13 protein-coding genes and 1 tRNA gene are annotated in these 18,679 nt (G+C 43.7%); 7 read left to right on the top strand and 7 right to left on the bottom strand.

Going from position 1 to position 18,679, the window contains the following annotated elements; all coding sequences use genetic code 11:
- Positions 1-179: 179 nt before the first annotated feature.
- From ureC to QUA36_RS24145, 5 genes are all read right to left on the bottom strand, one after another.
- Positions 180-1,916 carry an urease subunit alpha gene (ureC, locus tag QUA36_RS24165; RefSeq protein ID WP_333459345.1) on the bottom strand — a complete coding sequence of 579 codons (1,737 nt, stop codon included), beginning with the start codon at positions 1,914-1,916 and terminating at the stop codon, positions 180-182.
- Between the two features lie 179 nt (positions 1,917-2,095).
- Complete coding sequence (locus tag QUA36_RS24160; RefSeq protein WP_333459344.1) at positions 2,096-3,223, bottom strand: glycosyltransferase family 61 protein; 1,128 nt, start codon at positions 3,221-3,223, stop codon at positions 2,096-2,098.
- Between the two features lie 337 nt (positions 3,224-3,560).
- A complete protein-coding gene (locus QUA36_RS24155) occupies positions 3,561-3,878 on the bottom strand; it encodes an urease subunit beta (protein ID WP_333158442.1) in 318 nt (105 codons plus the stop codon).
- A gap of 34 nt (positions 3,879-3,912) precedes the next feature.
- Positions 3,913-4,215 carry an urease subunit gamma gene (ureA, locus tag QUA36_RS24150; RefSeq protein ID WP_006635319.1) on the bottom strand — a complete coding sequence of 101 codons (303 nt, stop codon included), beginning with the start codon at positions 4,213-4,215 and terminating at the stop codon, positions 3,913-3,915.
- A gap of 162 nt (positions 4,216-4,377) precedes the next feature.
- Positions 4,378-5,253: an urease accessory protein UreD gene (locus QUA36_RS24145; protein WP_333459343.1), complete on the bottom strand. Its 876-nt coding sequence runs from the start codon at positions 5,251-5,253 to the stop codon at positions 4,378-4,380.
- A gap of 164 nt (positions 5,254-5,417) precedes the next feature.
- Here QUA36_RS24145 and QUA36_RS24140 point away from each other — a divergent pair, with 164 nt between their 5' ends.
- Together QUA36_RS24140 and QUA36_RS24135 are read left to right on the top strand one after the other, a co-directional pair.
- Positions 5,418-8,132 (top strand): DNA methyltransferase, encoded by a 2,715-nt coding sequence (locus QUA36_RS24140; RefSeq protein WP_333459342.1) that lies wholly within the window; start codon positions 5,418-5,420, stop codon positions 8,130-8,132.
- A gap of 236 nt (positions 8,133-8,368) precedes the next feature.
- Positions 8,369-10,144 carry an ATP-binding protein gene (locus QUA36_RS24135; RefSeq protein ID WP_333459341.1) on the top strand — a complete coding sequence of 592 codons (1,776 nt, stop codon included), beginning with the start codon at positions 8,369-8,371 and terminating at the stop codon, positions 10,142-10,144.
- Between the two features lie 240 nt (positions 10,145-10,384).
- Here the strand turns inward: QUA36_RS24135 and QUA36_RS24130 are convergent.
- Positions 10,385-10,469, bottom strand: a tRNA-Leu gene (locus tag QUA36_RS24130).
- Between the two features lie 198 nt (positions 10,470-10,667).
- Between QUA36_RS24130 and ndhL the strand changes: the two genes are divergently transcribed.
- The 5 genes from ndhL to QUA36_RS24105 all read left to right on the top strand — a co-directional run bounded on the left by ndhL (position 10,668) and on the right by QUA36_RS24105 (position 17,100).
- Positions 10,668-10,883 (top strand): NAD(P)H-quinone oxidoreductase subunit L, encoded by a 216-nt coding sequence (ndhL, locus tag QUA36_RS24125; protein WP_193972727.1) that lies wholly within the window; start codon positions 10,668-10,670, stop codon positions 10,881-10,883.
- The gene (locus QUA36_RS24120; protein WP_333158450.1) at positions 10,884-11,189 is read left to right on the top strand and encodes a DUF3007 family protein; all 306 of its coding nucleotides are present in this window, start codon (positions 10,884-10,886) and stop codon (positions 11,187-11,189) included.
- A 205-nt stretch (positions 11,190-11,394) separates the two neighbouring features.
- Positions 11,395-12,192 (top strand): tryptophan synthase subunit alpha, encoded by a 798-nt coding sequence (gene trpA, locus QUA36_RS24115; RefSeq protein WP_333459340.1) that lies wholly within the window; start codon positions 11,395-11,397, stop codon positions 12,190-12,192.
- 540 nt (positions 12,193-12,732) lie between these two features.
- Positions 12,733-13,368, top strand: coding sequence for a DUF6658 family protein (locus tag QUA36_RS24110; protein ID WP_333158454.1), 636 nt, complete (start codon positions 12,733-12,735; stop codon positions 13,366-13,368).
- Positions 13,369-14,679: 1,311 nt separating this feature from the next.
- A complete protein-coding gene (locus tag QUA36_RS24105; RefSeq protein WP_333459347.1) occupies positions 14,680-17,100 on the top strand; it encodes an ATP-binding protein in 2,421 nt (806 codons plus the stop codon).
- A gap of 201 nt (positions 17,101-17,301) precedes the next feature.
- On the opposite strand, the gene QUA36_RS24100 is transcribed toward QUA36_RS24105, so the two are convergent.
- The gene (locus QUA36_RS24100; RefSeq protein ID WP_333459339.1) at positions 17,302-18,636 is read right to left on the bottom strand and encodes a serine/threonine-protein kinase; all 1,335 of its coding nucleotides are present in this window, start codon (positions 18,634-18,636) and stop codon (positions 17,302-17,304) included.
- Positions 18,637-18,679: the final 43 nt, after the last annotated feature.

Raw genomic sequence — 18,679 nt, 5'->3', positions numbered from 1 at the left:
GGGATTTTAAAATCCCAAAAGCCTTTCGACCCCAATTATTTGACTGCTACCCCTTGACAGGTCAAGACAGTATCTACATGATTGTATAATCGGTTAAAAATGAGATATTGCACCATTGTCAATTAGCATTTTCAGCAACAGGCAAGATGCCTGTTGCTGAAAATGGTGCAAGATATCAGTTAAAACAAAAAGTATCGCTGCGCCATTGGCAAAACAGTTGCCGGTTCGCAAGTTAACAATTCCCCATCCGCCCTGACTTCATAAGTTTCTGGATCGACTTCCATTTGTGGCAAATAATCGTTGAGTTTCATGTCTCTTTTGCTAATTTGTCGCGTCCCAGAAACTGCTACAGTGGGCTTTTGCAAACCGAGCTGTGCGGCAATATCTCGATCGCGCGCAGCTTGGGAAACAAACGTCAGACAAGTCGCCCCAATCGCACCGCCAAAGCTGCCAAACATCGGCCGCATATGCACCGGTTGCGGCGTCGGAATGCTGGCGTTAGCATCTCCCATCTGCCCATAGGCGATCGCCCCTCCTTTAATTACCAGTTCCGGTTTCACCCCAAAAAAAGCCGGCCGCCACAAACACAAATCCGCCAATTTCCCCTCTTCTACTGAACCGACATACTGACTAATTCCGTGAGTAATCGCCGGATTAATTGTATATTTCGCAATGTACCGCTTCACCCGAAAATTGTCATTTTCTCCCTCTGGTTCCCCCCCTTGGTAAGGGGGGGTTAGGGGGGGTAAAATCCCCCTTTGAACCTTCATTTTATGAGCCGTTTGCCAAGTCCGAATAATCACCTCTCCAACTCTTCCCATCGCCTGAGAATCAGAAGAAATCATACTAAACGCACCTAAATCGTGGAGAATATCCTCAGCAGCAATAGTTTCCCTTCTAATTCTCGATTCAGCAAAAGCCACATCTTCAGGAATGCCTCGATCCAAATGGTGGCAAACCATCAACATATCTAAATGTTCTTCTAAAGTATTGACAGTGTAAGGGCGAGTCGGGTTAGTTGACGAGGGCAAAACATTAGCTTGTCCGCACACTTTAATAATATCCGGTGCGTGTCCGCCGCCTGCACCTTCGGTGTGGTAAGTATGAATAGCTCGATTCTTAAAAGCCGCAATTGTAGCTTCCACAAATCCTGCTTCATTGAGAGTATCCGTGTGAATTGCAACTTGCACGTCGTACTCGTCAGCTACACTCAAACAAGTGTCGATCGTTGCTGGTGTAGTTCCCCAATCTTCGTGGAGTTTCAAACCCATTGCACCGGCAAAGATTTGTTCGACTAATCCTTGGGGTTGACTGCTATTTCCTTTACCTAAAAACCCTAGATTTACGGGGAAAGCGTCAGCAGCTTGCAGCATCCTGTACATATGCCAAGGCCCCGGAGTACAAGTTGTGGCGTTTGTACCCGTTGCAGGGCCTGTGCCGCCGCCGATCATTGTCGTGATTCCAGAGGCGATCGCCACTTCAATTTGCTGCGGACAAATAAAGTGAATGTGAGTGTCAATTCCCCCAGCGGTGAGAATCATTCCTTCGCCCGCAATTACTTCAGTACCAGGCCCGATAATAATATCTACCCTATCTTGAATATAAGGATTTCCGGCTTTACCAATTTTGTAAATTTTGCCGTCTTTAATGCCAACATCTGCTTTAACAATTCCCCACCAGTCTAATATTAAAGCATTAGTAATCACCGTGTCAACAGCGCCGTCTGCATTAGAAATCGGCGATTGTCCCATGCCGTCGCGAATAACTTTGCCACCGCCAAATTTAACTTCATCCCCGTAGGTTGTGAAGTCTTTTTCAACTTCTATGAATAATTCTGTATCGGCTAACCGGACGTGATCGCCCACAGTCGGCCCGAAGGTTTCCGCGTAGGCGCGACGATCCATTCTGTAACTCATGCTCACTCCTAATATTAATAAATTTTTAGTTGGCAGTTTAGACCTACTTGAATTATAGTATGTGACGAGTTCGTCAATCTGAAACAGTAAAAAAAAATACAACATTAGGCAAGCTTTAAAACCCCGATAGGCATCAATTCTTGCCAATCGAAAATCACCAATGGTATAAAGGGGCAAATTTACTCCATCATTTTCTGGATTTGCCTTTTTAAAATCTCCACATCCACCGTCATATCCATGCCAATGAAACTCCAATCTTCCGCTACATTGTTGTCATCAACCATGCGAGAGTATTCTAATCCCAATAGCTGGCAAATGTAATAGAAATATGGCGGAGTGTATCCTCCATAAAAGAATTCTAATACTTTTGTTCCCGGCTGACACCACAGCAAATTTGTAAAACCTGCCCCGTGAGGGCCGACAACCACCGCCGCTTCTGCAAACAGACGAATTTGTTCATCAACACTGCGCGAGATATCTTCCAAAATTTCAAAATCAAACTCTTTCAAAACCTCTCGCACTTGTACTTCATTTTTAACCTTGCGCCGGCCGCTTCTAGACAGATAAAGTTTTCTATAAGGCTTTACCTTTTCCTTAAGACAGAATTTTTTCCGCAAAAGCTCTATATCGTAAGGACTGGGAAAATACCAGTCTTGATTGTTTCCCACCACCACACTTTCTGCATGATATCCCGTATCTCTAGCCTGAGTGTCGATTAGTGAACTTTCAGGAATACCGAGTTTGGTCATAAAGCCCAACTCAAAATCTGTATGTCGTAAAGGATAACAAATTTTAGCTTCTTGCCAAATTTCCTTACCTAAAGCCTCCTCAATTCGACAAAGTTTTGCCAGCACAAAAATGATAAAATCATAATAACTGCACCACAAGTGCGACCAAGGAGCCACTACAAGGGGATAGATAATTTGGTTAGGTTTGTAAGGCCATTCCAGAATGCCCGCACCGCTAATCCGAAAATCCAAGTCTAAAAGCAACTTGTTATTCAGCAGCGTGTTGCCCGACGTACAAATAGTTAGAGAATTTATTTTTTGATTCAGGGAAATCTTCCACACATAATCTGGGTCAAAAGACACGGCTTTTTCCGTGGCAAAAAACCTAGAAGGCACTTTTTTTACAGAGGTTAATGCGGGTATATTGATAGGTTGGTGCTGCTTTTTATAAACGATGCTGTCATCTAACAATTTGATACTGGTGCGTCGGTCTAACGGGGTTCTCCAGACACGCCTTGATGTTGCCAGCAAGCTCTGCTTCAATTTCTGTTTGATCTGGTCAACTAATTTTGGGTTCATCACGCACTTTTGCTGTATATCTTTGCAGTTTTTACAACCACATTAGACCGCAAACGGCAGATTTTAACTCGCTCAAAAGTAGGAGATTGAACTAACAAAAAAAGCCCGAAGGCACTTATACAGAAGGCAGAGAAAAAGTTTTTATCTTACTTTATCATTCTCCAGGCATAGGGCTGGAAATGATACTATTTGCGATTTTCCATTTGGGATTGGGATGAGTGATCACTATGATAGTGTGGAGAGAGCCTACAGTTGCATTATGTTTTGAAACTGGTAGGACTTTTAAGTTAAAAAGTTTCAAATTCCCAAATCAACAATCGTGAACGGTCATCTGGCTTCATACTTCAGCATCCAGATGACCGTTCACTTTTCCATTAAAGCCGTAGACTTGACGACTACCAACAAACGGCACTAATTGCACTTCCCTTTCATCTCCCGGTTCAAATCTGACTGCTGTACCTGCGGGGATATCCAACCGCATTCCTTTTGCTTGTTCTCGATTAAATTCTAAGGCTTCGTTTGCCTCATAAAAGTGATAGTGTGAACCAATTTGAATGGGTCGATCGCCTTTATTTCCTACCAGCAACCGCACTGTTGGGCGATCGGCATTTAATTCTATTTCGCCTGCTGAAACAATCATTTCTCCGGGAATCATTTTTTTCCTCCTCTGAGTATCTGTGGTTGAGTTTTTAACGGATCGGATCGTGCACTGTTACCAACTTTGTTCCGTCGGGGAAAGTCGCCTCAACCTGGACTTCATGCACCATTTCTGCTATCCCTTCCATCACATCTTCCCGCGTCAGGAGAGTTGTTCCATAACTCATTAAATCGGCGACTGTGAGGCCATCTCTCGCTCCTTCTAAAATGGCGGCGGAAATGTATGCGAGTGCTTCTGGATAGTTTAATTTTAAACCTCTTTGTTTCCGGCGCTCTGCTACTAGGGCGGCGGTGAAAATCAGCAGTTTGTCTTTTTCTTGGGGGGTGAGTTGCATTTTTATTCTTGTAAGTGCGATCGCATTATTTGGTGATGATATCGTTTACGGTTGTTTCTGAATGATTAAACCGCAAAGGGCGCAGAGGGCGCAGAGTCAGAAAAGAGAGACAGGAATAATCTTGTTAGCAGGGCAACTCTACATTGAAACTCAAAGATCATCCTATTTTATCCAAACTCTGGGTAAACAGCAAGGGCGTTCTGAAAAAGATAAGCGCAGCAAGTGCCAAATGCTGACAAACCAGTCTCTCGCTGCGGCTGTGGATGTACCGCGATATCGGCACAGCAAACCGTTAGGAATACGAGTCACGCCGACGGTGGAATTACCAGGAGAAATTGTTGCCTCAGATGGCAAATCTCGCACTTTTTCCACGAGTTCTGTGGTTACGGGTTCGCCTACCCAAGCGAGGGTGGCAACTACGGGTTTTCCTGCGAGGCCGTGAGGACTTTCGAGCATTTTTTCTCCTCCTTTGAGCAATTGTCTGTCAATCCATAAAGGGCTGTTTTGTTGCCAAATTTCGGTGTGCGAGATCCATTCTCCAGACAATAACTTTTCGCCCCTAGCACTGCGTCCAAATCTGGTAATTTCCCACAGTAAAATCCTCGCTGTTGGTGCTAATTCTACCCGCAAATTTTGCCGATATATTGCGCCGTCAAAAACTATAGTTTCTTGTGGCAGCCATTCTAAATTAGCACCAGTATCTAGCTGAATGTCAATATTTTGTTGTGATTCTAGTCCGCTGCTGCGATAGATTTTACTAGCAGCGGCGCTGGTAATCAAGGCTTTCGCCTTGGGTTGGAGGTGAAAATGGCTGGAAAGTCGATCGCCCCCGACAACTCCTCCAGCCGTGTGCAAAATGACGCTGTGGCAAACGTCTTTCCCTTCAGGATAAAACGGGCGCTGCACCTTCAGTGGTGCTTGCATTTGATTATGAATGATTTGAGTTGCACCGCTGCGGTTAGCGTAGGCTAAATCTAGGCGGCCGTGCCATCCAGTTTGAATGTTATTTGTAGGTGTTTCAGTCGATTTTTGAATCACAGATTTTTAGGATTTAATAATAAAGATTATTAACAATATGGTATTACTACCCGCTACCCAACATTCCGCCAGGGAATTCATTCCCTGGCGGTCTATGACATAAGATAACCATAATACAAGATAGCAGATTATACTAATTAATATGCGTTTTAAATTATCCTCCCATGCCAGCCACCCCTGAAAGCCTCCAAAAATTCGTTACCTACTGCCAACAACACATTACAGGCGATGAAAAAGGACAAGCACAGGTATTTTTAGACCGCTTCTTTCGGGCTTTCGGCCACGATGGGGCATTAGAAGCAGGCGCAGCCTATGAGGAACGCATAGAAAAAAGCAGCAAAAAAGGTCAAATGGGATTTGCTGATTTGGTGTGGAAAAAGCACGTTTTGATTGAAATGAAAAAGCGCGGTGAAGATTTGACTAAAAGAGAACACCGCACGCAAACAGAACGCTATTATATTCGCCTCAAAAAAGACGATCGCCCGCGCTACGTGATGATGTGCAATTTTGACGAGTTTCACATTTACGATTTCGACCTTCAGCCGGATCAGCCTGTAGACATTATATCCCTAAAGCAATTGCCCGCGCGATCGCCCGCTTTTGCCTTCATGGAATCTACTAGCCGCCGCCCCATATTCAAAAACAACCAAGTCGAGATTACCGAAAAAGCTGCTAGCAGAATGGGGATGCTGCTGGAAATGCTAATCGAGCGCGGCAAAGAGCGCAAATTTGCTAAATTTAATCAGTTTCAAGCACAGCGATTTGTGTTGCAATGCGTCTTAGCAATGTTTGCCGAAGATAGGGGACTTTTGCCGTCGGCACTCTTTACTCGCTGCGTCAAAGATTGCCTAGAAGGAGCAAGTTCTTATGATGTCTTGGGCGGCTTATTTCAAGCAATGAATCAGCAGGGAGTCACGCCGGAAGGACGTTATGAAGGAGTCGAGTATTTCAACGGCGGATTATTTTCGGAAATACACCCCATTGAACTGCAACAGGGAGAGTTGAAAATATTAGAAGTTTGTGCCGAACAAAACTGGAGTCAGGTACGCCCTTCTATTTTTGGCAATATCTTTGAATCGGCTTTGAAAACAGATAAAAAACAGCGCCGCGCCTACGGGATTCACTTTACTACTGAGGGAGACATTCGCCGCATTGTTCTGCCCACAATTAGCTATTACTGGGAAGAGCGAATTAACGCGGCAAATACCGTAGCCAAACTGCAAAATTTGCACCAAGAATTAGGTCGCTATCGCGTCCTAGATCCGGCTTGCGGTTCGGGTAATTTTCTTTATGTAGCTTATCAGGAACTCAAGCAAGTTGAAAAGTTACTTTTAGATAAGCTAAACGAGTTCGACGGTACAAGAGGTTATATGAATTTAGTCACGCCGCAGCAATTTTACGGCATGGATATTAACTCGTTTGCGGTGGAGTTGGCGCGGGTGACGTTGATGATTGGCCGCAAGGTGGCGATCGATAATTTAGGATTGAAAGAACCTTCTCTGCCTTTAGACACTTTGGATAAAAATATTGTCTGTAAGGATGCTTTATTTACTGATTGGGTGAAGGCTGACGCGATTATCGGGAATCCTCCGTTTTTAGGCGGAAAGCACATGAGGATTGCCCTGGGAGATGAATATATTGACCGCGTGTTTAAACGCTTTCCTGATGTGAAAGATTCGGTGGATTTTTGTGCTTATTGGTTTCGCATAGCTCACAATAATTTAGAACTAAATGGCAGGGCTGGTTTAGTTGCTACTAATTCAATTAGTCAAGGTAAAAGTCGTACTGCTGCTTTAGATTATGTCGCGCAAAATGGCGGTCACATTTATGCAGCCGTTTCTACTCAGCCTTGGTCGGGTGAAGCTAAGGTTCATGTGAGTTTGATTAACTGGAGCAAGGAAAAGCCGAAAGTTTATTATTTAGATAACCTCGCGGTTTCTAGTATCAACTCTTCCCTGCAAGCTACGCTTGATGTTTCTCAATCTGCCCGGTTGTCAGCGAACTCAAACAAATGCTTTCAAGGTATAATTCCAGTGGGAATGGGATTTATCGTTACTCAACAACAGGTTAATGATTGGATTAAAGCTGATGCGAAAAATAAAGAGGTTCTTAAACTTTTTTCAATGGGTGCAAATCTAGCAAAGAATCCTAACGGTATGCCGGAACGCTGGATTATTGACTTCAATGATATGAACATTGAAGAAGCGAGTGAATATGTGCTGCCTTTTGAGTATGTGAAAGCTCATGTCAAGCTAGAACGTGATAAAAACCGAAGAGAAGTAACTAAAGTTAATTGGTGGAAATATGGCGAAAAACGACCAGCAATGAGAAAGGCGATCGCCCCTTTATCTCACTACTTTGCAGTTCCAGAGGTATCCAAATGGGCTGTTTTCGTTCCTTGCTCTTGTGAATGGCTGCCCGGAAATAAAACTAAAGTCGTTGCCTCTGATGATTTTTATGTTTTTGGCATCCTAACATCGAAAATTCACCGAATTTGGATGCACGCTCAAAAATCAACTCTCAAAGGAGATATCGCATACACCCACAATACCTGCTTTGAAACTTTCCCATTTCCCCAGACACCGACTTGTCAATCAGTAGAGCAAGTTCGGGCAACGGCGGTCGAATTGCATCAATACCGCACTCAACAAATGTCAGCAAAGCAGTGGGGAATTACTCAACTTTACAATAAATTTTTTAATGAGCCAACAAGTCAACTTTATAAACTTCATGCTAAGCTCGATCGCGAATGTAATGCAGCTTACGGATTTACTGACAGCGACGATATTTTAGCAAAAGTGCTGGAACTAAACCTAGAACTGGCAGAAAAAGAAAAACGGGGAGAACCCGTAGTTGGGCCTTGTGTCCCAACTGACTAAAAATACTAATCGTTGTTACCATAAATGTTGTAAATCTGCGTATAATCACATAAATAGTTGATATAGATCACAAACACTCTAGTATAAAAACAGAGATACTAGGGGAAGAGTTAAGTTTTGAGTTAAAGATTTCCAAATTCCAAATTAAAAACTCAAAACTGCTTTCCGCCTTCAGCATAAGTGCATTCTGCTTTTCTTCGCTCAATTACTCCTGATTTGTTTGGGAGGAACTTCCAATGTTATTATTTAACCACAGTCAGTCTAAAAATAGCAAAGTAGAGCAAGAGCACTATGCTCAAAAAAAATTGTTACCGACTTCAAATATTAATCTAACAGGTCTAAAGCGAGGATGCAACCATTTGCGAATCAGCCAAAAAATTAGCTACGGTTATGCTTTAGCTATCGGCATAGCGATTTTGGGGACTGGTGCGGGAATGAAATTGGGAGACTACTTCCGCAAGCAAGCTTTAGTTCAGGTGAATGTTGCTGGGCAGCAGCAGCAACTGCTGCAAAATTTGCAAAATACTGTATTTGAAGCCCGATCGCGCGCGGCGAGATTGCCAGTCGTTTTGGGAAACACTGTGGCGCTGAAATACGAACAAGAGCGGTTTTTCGGGCAAATCAATCAGGCGAAAATCCTGATTTCAGAAATTGAATCTTTCGCACGAGAACATCCCAAGAGACTAGCAACAGAAGAGGCAGAATTGCACGCTATATTGAAGAAATCTGCCCTCGTCATTGATTACTACGGTAAGCTAATTAAATTGCAGTTAAAAGAAGCGGATGTTGGGAACTTGCCACCCAGCAGCATTGAGTCCGCACAGCTACAAATGTTGAGGACTAGCAGCGGTCAAGAGGCGATCGTACTAGAGAACCTTGCTCAAAGTTTAACTGACCTAATTTCTACAGTAGAACTTAACAAACAGCAAGGAACCCAAGCATTAGAAGAAGCTGGAAGTTTGCGAAACCGAATTATTCTGGGGAGTATGCTAATTTCAGCACTCATCGCCGCTACGCTAGCGGACAAAACCAGCCGCGCGATCGGCGAACCCTTAGAAACCCTTACTAATGTCGCTCAGCAAGTCACTCGCGAATCGAACTTCAACCTGCAAGTACCAGTGACAACAGACGACGAAATCGGAGTTTTAGCGGCGTCTTTCAATCAATTGATTCAGCGAGTTAGCGAATATACACAAGAACTCAAACAAACTCAATCCCAATTAATTCAGACCGAAAAAATGTCATCTCTCGGTCAAATGGTTGCAGGGATAGCCCACGAAATCAATAATCCCGTCAACTTCATCGGCGGCAACATTGACTATGCCAACCAATACATCCAAGATTTGGCAGATTTGGTAACTCTCTATCAAGAATATTATCCCAACCCACCAGATGCTATTCTAGAGCGCATCGAAGACATTGAACTGGAATTTCTCAGAGAAGATTTACCAAAAACCCTATCTTCGATGAAAATGGGAGCCGATCGCATTCGCGAAATTGTCGTATCCATGCGGAATTTTTCGCGATCGGACGACGGAACAATGAAATCAGCCGACATTCACGAAGGAATAGATAGCACCCTCGTCATTCTCAATCATCGGCTCAAACAAGGTATTAAAGTTATTAAACAATACGGCAAATTGCCTGCGGTTGAATGCTATCCCGCCCAACTGAATCAAGTATTTATGAATATTATTAGTAATGCAATAGATGCGCTGGAGGAGGTGAAAAAGGAAGACAAAGGCTATTCGCCAACAATTTGGGTGAGCACGGAAATTACGGCTGACAATACTGTCACCGTCAAGATTCGGGATAACGGGCCGGGAATGGCAGCAGCCTGTGCCCAACAGATATTTGACCCATTTTTTACTACAAAGTCGATCGGCAAAGGTACTGGATTAGGATTGGCTATTTCCTATCAAATCCTTGCCAAGCATCAAGGCAAAATTGAGGTAAATTCTCAAATAGGACAGGGCACGGAATTTGTGATTACTTTGCCAGTTGCTGCGTAATATCACGCGGGGCGATCGGGATGAACATAAAAAATCGGTTCCAACCGTCCCAGAATTTCCCAAACCAGCCGATTTGCTCAACCAGTTTAAGACCCGACTTAAAAAGTCGGGGGCGAACTGGGCAGATATAGAGGCGCTTTTGGACATAGCAGAAAACCATTAGCGCGAAAATTGAGCGGAAAACAGAACTCTTGGTGACAAGAAATCTGCAACCGTTGAATCACAAACGATTGAAATGGATGGGGGCGGAGGGACTTGAACCCACACGACCGTTTCGGGTCAACGGATTTTAAGTCCGTAGCGTCTACCATTCCGCCACGCCCCCCTTTGGTCAAGCTGCTGTGGTTTTGAGCCACTAACAGCAACAGCCTTTTATTCTACAGCCAAAACCCCAATTTACGCAACCCCTAATCAAAAAATTCCCAAAAGTCGCGCTGGATCTCCCCAAGCGGTACAATAGTTAACCAGCTAACGGAGCGTGTCAACCGACTTATCCGTGTTATTATTCCCCTAAAGCAAATCTATGTATATTACCTTACTGCTTTACGCCGTCTTGGCAGGAGCCTACCTCCTGGTAGTACCCGCTGCCACCTACGCTTACCTGAACAGCCGCTGGTACGTCGCTACCTCTTTTGAGCGCGGCTTCATGTACTTCTTGATGTTCTTCTTCTTCCCAGGTATGTTTCTCCTAGCTCCGTTTTTGAATTTTCGGCCCAAACGGCGGCAGATAGAAGCCTAAATGCGACGTATTGACGTAGTTGGAATCAGTGTCGGCTTTTTTGTAGCAGGTGGGTTTGTCTACTTGCTACTGCAATTTGCCGGACTCGACAGCATGAATGCAGGGATTTGGAGTCAGTTATTTTTGGTCGCCGGCTTGATTGGCTGGCTGGTGACTTATTTATTTCGAGCACTGACTCAAAATATGACCTACAGCCAGCAATTGCAAGACTACAAAGAAGCTGTCTTGCAGAAGCAGCTCGATGAACTCACTCCTGAAGAATTAGCCAAACTTCAAGCCGAAATTGAGCAGGAAAAAGATAATTAGTCAATAGTCCTCTGTCATTAGTTATTAGTTATTAGTCATTAGCAATAAACTGTGAAATAATGGCTGCGGACTAAAAGCTAAGGAAGATGAATATAGACCGCAAAGTAATGATTGCTGACTAATGACCGCTGACTAATGACTAATGACCAATGACTGATGACTAATAACTAATGACTAATGACCAATGACTGATGACTAATAACTAATGACTATTTCTAATTGTTTTGAAACGTTGCGAAAAAGCAACCAATGTGCATTGATTCCTTTTATTACTGCAGGCGACCCAGACTTGGAGACAACGGCTAAAGCACTGCAAATTTTGGATGATAACGGTGCAGACGCGATCGAGCTTGGCGTTCCCTATTCTGACCCGCTAGCTGACGGGCCGGTGATTCAAGCCGCTGCTACAAGGGCTCTACAGCGGGGAACGACGTTAGATGCGGTGCTGGAAATGGTAGCGAAAGTTAGTCCGAATTTGCGATCGCCCATCATTCTCTTCACATACTACAACCCGATTTTGTACCGAGGTATAGAAACCTTCTTGCAGCAAATCAAAAGTGCCGGAGTTCAGGGATTGGTTGTACCAGACTTGCCATTAGAAGAAGCCGACAGTCTCATCCAACCTGCCAACAAATTAGGGATTGAACTAACATTATTAGTTGCTCCCACCAGTCCCAAAAGTCGTATAGAAGCGATCGCTCGTCAGTCTCAAGGATTTATTTACTTAGTCAGTGTGACGGGGGTTACGGGAGTACGCGAAGGCTTAGAAACGAGAGCAAAAGAGTTGCTGCAAGAACTTCGCACCGTCACCGACAAACCCATCGGCGTCGGGTTTGGTATATCGAAACCCGAACACGCTCGCCAAGTGAAAGAATGGGGTGCAGATGCTGCGATTGTTGGCAGTGCTTTTGTGAAACGCTTGGCTGAAGGCACTCCAGAACAGGGTTTAGAGGCGATAGGCGAATTCTGCAAGAGTTTAAAAACAGCAATTCAAAATGCTTAGTAAGTATGCACATACTTTCAGCCATTAGACAGATGTGTGCGATCGGGATAGGCCGCCACAATTGCGATTAAAGACCTTGTTGTACTTGAGATCATACACCACCTTCCTTCTAGTTCCTGACTAGAAGGTTTTTTTTGAGCCGAACACGCACAAAATTTCAACATAGTGCGCGCATGGAGAACCAAACAGCTATCTAGGGAAACGACATTGCCTTGTCCGGTGCGGGGTGCTGCGACTTTTAATAATTGGTAGAAGATGGAGGATTATCCATTACTTCTTTCTGGTTGCTGATTTCTATCCGCTCGCAAAGCCGAAGAGCCTTCTTCGTTCTACCTTCTTCGTTCTACCTTCTTCGTTCTACCTTCTACCTTCTTCCTTCTTCCTTCTTCTATAACTTAAGGAATGTAACTTGGGATAGATGAAAAGCTACGGTTTCTATTCGTATACTTAAAAAAGTGTTTAAGTGTCTAATTTGGTAATGCTAAACATCTAGAAAGCCACAAGGCATTTGAGCATCTAACAATAGAAAGGAGCATTTTTATGAACAGACTAACTGCATTTGTGAAAAAAATTCGAGCTGTACAAATCTTAACAGTGTTTCTGGCTGGCATTTTAGTATTTGTGAGTACGGCCTGCAGCAGCGCCCCTGATATTATGGCAGGAAAAACTGATGTCATGACAGGAAAAGGAAAAACTGCCGACCAAATTAGAGAAGAAGTGCCGACCGGGGCTGTAACTTCCGAATACAAAGGCGGCATGAACGACTACCCCGATGTCGATCCCAGAAACAAAAAGATGACAACAACAGAAGCAAAAGCTGAGCTTCTCAAAGAGCAAGCGCAGCACCGCATTGACACGAAATCTAGCAACAATGTAGGGGAAAATGTACGGCGGGTAGCGGATGACGCCCCTGACAAACTCGGCCAAGCTGGTGAAAAGGTGAAGGAGGATGCTCGCACCGCCCAGCGCAAAGCTGATAACTTTGGCGACAAGACCAAACAAGGCATTTCTAATCTTAAAGAAAACACTCGCGAAGGCTTGCAGGGAGCAAAAGAAATTGTTAAAGAAGCCACCCAGGGAGCAAAAGAAAGAGTATCAGAGGGTACTGAGTCTCTGAGATATGGTACCAGCGGTGGCCAAGAAAATATCAATGATGCAGCACGAGATGCAAGATAGAACGCTCAAGATGCCTCAGACAATATTTTCTAGAAAGTGAATGGAGATATTGACTGAACTCAACGAGGCCCAGAAAGAGCGACAGACGAATAATCTCAAATAAGGCTGTTTCCTTTTGTGGAAGCTTGATTCCGACAGTGGTTTTAACCCCTGTCGGAATCAAGGTAAAGTCAATCGATTTTAGATTTTAGATTTTAGATTTTAGATTTTAACATTGACCCCACGGATAAATTCGGGGGGCAAGTTTCATCGGATACAGGTTTTTTATTTCTGGTTCCTGAGTCTGCTTTCGGAATGACTCCGGGGGCTTGTATCCTGGATGGTTTCGGTCAGATGAAGACTACTGCCTATTACTATTTGATTTGGTTTTAACCCCTGGGAGGGCTATTAGGCAGGAAGCAGAGTAGAGGGGGAGTTTCACCACAATGCAACGACCCTGTGCTTTTCTAGGGGGGACTGGAGTGCCCCTCCTTTCACGACGGATTCTTTATGATCTCTATAGATTGTATTTAAACTTTTTAAGGTACTCACTTTTTTATCGGCGTAGCGGAAATTTAGGCGATCGAGCTATATTAAATTCAATTAATTACCCATTGTATTTTTCAAGACAGGATACTGCGGTGTTTATACGGTATTTCGCGTTCATTGTCATCGCATTTGAGATTAACAGGAGAAACTTATACGTAAGTAAAAAGCTTTAATCCCGATCGCCAAAGTATAAAATGTTGTTCCTTAACAGATAATTGGAATTTTCGATCTGGCGCTCAAACAAAAATTATGCGGTTTATGCCCTAAGATAGATACACTAAGTTTTGTCAAGCTAATGTCGGAGTTGAGGTCAGCCGATATGGACGCAACAGTAGATGTAGTAGATTTGACTGCGGTGATGCCGGGATATCGCCCGATCGCGCAATTGTACACAGATTCTCGATCGGCTATCGATCGGTTCGTGCGCGAGAAAGACTGATCGATAGCTGCTAAAATTCTCAAACCTACCTCGTTGTGGCCGAGGATTTCTGGGACGCGGTGCTACTACAATCCAAAAAAGTTGCATTAGCAACCGTTAATTGCATCGGGAGAAATACTCCTCAACCAAACAGACATTCTCGACGAACTTGAACACAGACCGGTTATTTACAAATACATTAAACCTTCCAATCTTTGAATTAATCTTGACTGTTACCTGCCAGATGGAGGTGTATAAATAATTTAGCAAAAAGAGGCCACGGATTCGGGATATATTCGAGCCGTAATCCGTAGCCAAGCGACAGGGGAAATGGAGGCAAACCTTATCTTGGGAATTGTGTTTTGATGCTAGTAACGATGATGCACGACTTTTATGATGCGCTGGCAGATTTGGCAATCTATGCAGATGCCGCACCGGCGGAGCGCCAACAAATCCTTAAGCGCGTTGGTGCTAGTCAGAAAAAACTCAAAGAATTCGCGCACCATACGCCGATCAATTACCAACACAAGTTCGATCTGGTTGAGGCGGAATTGCTGGGGGTTTTGGGACAGACAGCAGAAGCAATGGAACTGTATGATCGAGCTATTACCGGAGCTAAAGCTAACGAATATGTCAATGAAGAAGCTCTTGCCTGCGAACTCGCTGCTAAGTTTTACCTGTCATTGGGAAGAGAAAAAATTGCCCGAATCTACATGATAGATGCTTATGATTGCTATGTCTGCTGGGGAGATAGAGCAAAAATTGACGACTTAGAAAAACGTTATCCTCAATTATTAAAACCGATTTTAGAACCCGCAAAACTACCTGCAAATCCATTAGCAAATTTTCCAACACCTGGGCAAAATCCATCGCTTCATCCATCCATTCATCCATCCATTCATCCATCCATTCCTCCGTCTGTTTCGGCGAGTGTCTCAGATTTCGGGAATTTTTCAACACTGCTAAAAGCTTGTCAAGCCCTCTCTAGTGAAAGAGAACTCGATCGACTGATTGCCAAACTGATGCAACTGGCGATGAAAAATACAGGAGCTGGCAAAGGAGCGCTGATTTTGCCAAACGGCAATCAATGGGAAATCGCGGCTACTAGCACGCTCGACAATTCGGGAGCCGAGTGGGCGATCGACTTATCATCCGCAAAACTCGATGACAACAGCGATATCTTGCCCCTCCAAATTGTTGACTGCGTTAAAAATTTATTGAAACCTGTGATTGTTCGGGATCTCGCTCAACAACGTGATTGGGATTCCGATTCATACATCCTCAAATACCAACCGCAGAGCCTGTTGTGTTGGCCGATTCTTGATCGAGGCAAATTAGTCGGCATTTTGTATCTGGAAAATCGCTTAACCGCAAGAGTTTTTACCCGCGATCGCCTGCAGCTTCTCAATCTCCTGTGTTCCCAGGCAGCCATCTGTTTGCAAAATGCTCTGCTCTATAAAAAATATCAGGATTACAACCTACAATTAGAGCGATCGCTAGTAAAAATTAGCCGAACCGAAGCTCAGCTTGCCGATCAGAAAAAAATGCTCCAAGCGATTCTTGATGTCGCTCCGATTTGGATTTGGATGGTGAATCCCAGTGGTAAAGTACAGTTTTTGAACAAAACCTTTTCTCAAAATGTGGGCGTGCCTGTGAGCGCTTTCCTAGCTGTCGAGCATTACAAAGATATACTGGGAGAGGATGCAGCGGGGTGTCTGGTTTCAGATGCCGCCTGCCTTGCCCAAGATTTGCCGCATTACTCCAGCGAATCTCTCAGATTTGTTGATGGTAAACTACACTATTTAGAAGTCACGAAAGTGCAGCTAAAAAATTGCCAAGGTGAGACGATCGGGATTATTGGTTTGGGTGTTGATGCCACCGATCGCAAGCGAGCAGCGGAACTTTTGCAAGAGCAAAACCAACAGCTAGAACAAACTTTAAAAGATTTACAGCAAGCGCAACTGCAACTCGTGCAAAACGAAAAAATGTCGGCTTTGGGCAATTTAGTCGCCGGAGTCGCCCACGAAATTAACAATCCGATTGGGTTTATTTCTGGCAATTTAAGCGAAGGTAAAAGGAGTTTGGAAGATGTTATAGGACACTTAGAATTGTATCGCTCCGCTGCATCGCCATCGGAAATAGCAGACCACGCCGAAGAGATAGACCTCGATTATCTTTTGGAAGATTTACCGAAGATGATTGATTCAATGCAACTTGGGTGCGAGCGCATTTGCAGCATCAGCAATAGTTTGCGTACCTTCTCGCGAGGCGACAAAGACTACAAAGTTCCTTTTAATATTCACGAAGGCATTGATAGCGCTATTTTAATTTTGAAACACCGCCTCAAAGCAAACGAACACCGCCCGCAGATCGAAGTGATAACTAAATACGGCAATCTCCCTAAAATTGAATGTTTTCCCGGTCAATTGAATCAAGTTTTCATGAACCTGCTTGCCAATGCGATCGATGCCTTAGAAGAGTCAAATATAGGACGCAGTTTTAGCGAAATTACCGCCAATCCCAACCGCATCACGATTTGCACGGATATAGTCGGCGAAGGGTACATTAAAATAAACATTGCTGATAACGGCACTGGGATAAAAGAGGAAGTTAAACAGCAGATATTTGACCATTTGTTCACGACGAAAGGTGTCGGAAAAGGAACTGGATTGGGGTTGGCAATTGTCCACCAGATTGCGGTAGAGAAACATGGCGGAAGCATCGAGGTGAATGGAGAGCTAGGAATGGGGACTGAGTTTGCGATCGTTTTGCCTGTGAAGGGATAAATTTGAATTAAAATTCAATGTTTTTTGGGCGATCGCGTAATAAGATATACTGACTTTAATTCGGGTCTTTTTTTGAAAGCCTTGGCATAACTCTTTTAAAGTTGTATTTTAGACACCCTATAAGTGAGCTCGTCACCCATTTTTAGTTGGGAGATGTCTATTATACAAAAAATTAATCACCACGGCTTCGCCTACAAAAATTTATCTTAAATTTAACCAATCTTGAATTTCTTGCGCTAACCAAGCCGCCTCAATCTCTGTCAAATTTTTTCCTAAAACATAAAAGTAAGTTCCCATATCGTTACCGGCACGAATCTTGATTTGGTTTCCCGAAAGAGAGTTATTGTGAATGAAAGCACCCAAGATTTCTGATATTTCTCCTGTTTCTTGTAAGTATTTACACCCCAATACCTGATGTGTTATTTTAAAAAATTTGCGATTAAATTTAACTTGCTTTATCTCAAAAATAACCTTAACTAATAAACCTATTATAAGTACCGAAATTACTACCCCTATGCTCAATTTTCCTGTTAAAAAGGGGATAATTGTCGGGATAAATGTCATTAGCATTACTGTTCCTAGATAAGCAGATAATAAAGGCTTTCTGACTAAGACAGCCGGAATTTTAATGTGTAACTCCGTCGCTGATTTGCTAACTTGAATGAGACTGTGAGGCGGTTTAGCAATTTTCCTCACAGTCTCAATTTGAAGATTAGCCCCTTGTATGTTGCCCGATTTCAAAGCTGCTAAAGCCTCTCTAGCCTTGCTGAAACGCTTTTCTAACCCGATTTCCGTCATCTTCTCAATCCAGCTTACCAAAGTAGGATTGACACTCACGCGATCGCTAAACTGAATCCGAGAATCTTTCTGTGGTAAATCCGCAGGTGTCGCCCCCGTTAACAAATGAATTAAAGTAGCTCCCAAGGCATACAAATCCGAAGCCGCCACCGCCCGCCCCCAAAACTGTTCTAAGGGTGCATAGCCACTCGTTCCTACCACTGTAAACGTTACGCCTGTCACCGCCGCTTGAGCTTGTACCGCACCAAAATCTACTAGATAAACCTGCTGATCTTCCCCCAAAATTAAATTACTCGGCTTAATATCTCGGTGCAAAACCGGGGGACTCAATTCATGCAAATAAATTAAAATTTCCAGCACTTCAGTGGCAATTTTTCGTACTTGTTTTTCGGAAAAATGCTGACCATTTTCTAAAAATTCCTGAAGTGAAAATCCCGGAATATAATCTTGCACTAACCCAAACCAAGGCAATCCTGCTCCGGCTTCCCGCTCCAGGGAAAAATAATCTCGATAGCAAGGAATGCGGGGATGATTTAGCGCCTGCAAAACTTGTGCTTCTCTTTCAAAAAGCTTGAGTTCTTCCCACTGCATTTCCGGGCTAAAAGCTAACATTTTCAGCGTCACCTGTTCTTGAGACTCTAAATCTACTGCTAGCCAAGTTTGATGACCGGCCGCTGTGCGTCCTAAACGCTGTTGCAATTGATAACGTTCTTGTAAAATTTTTCCTGAATCTAACACAGCATTGCCCTCTTTTTTTTATAGGGAATTTCCTTAACTATTA

It is taken from the genome of Microcoleus sp. Pol10D4, from assembly GCF_036701555.1.
GTDB lineage: Bacteria > Cyanobacteriota > Cyanobacteriia > Cyanobacteriales > Microcoleaceae > Microcoleus.
This window is presented reverse-complemented; position numbering and strand designations above follow the sequence as displayed.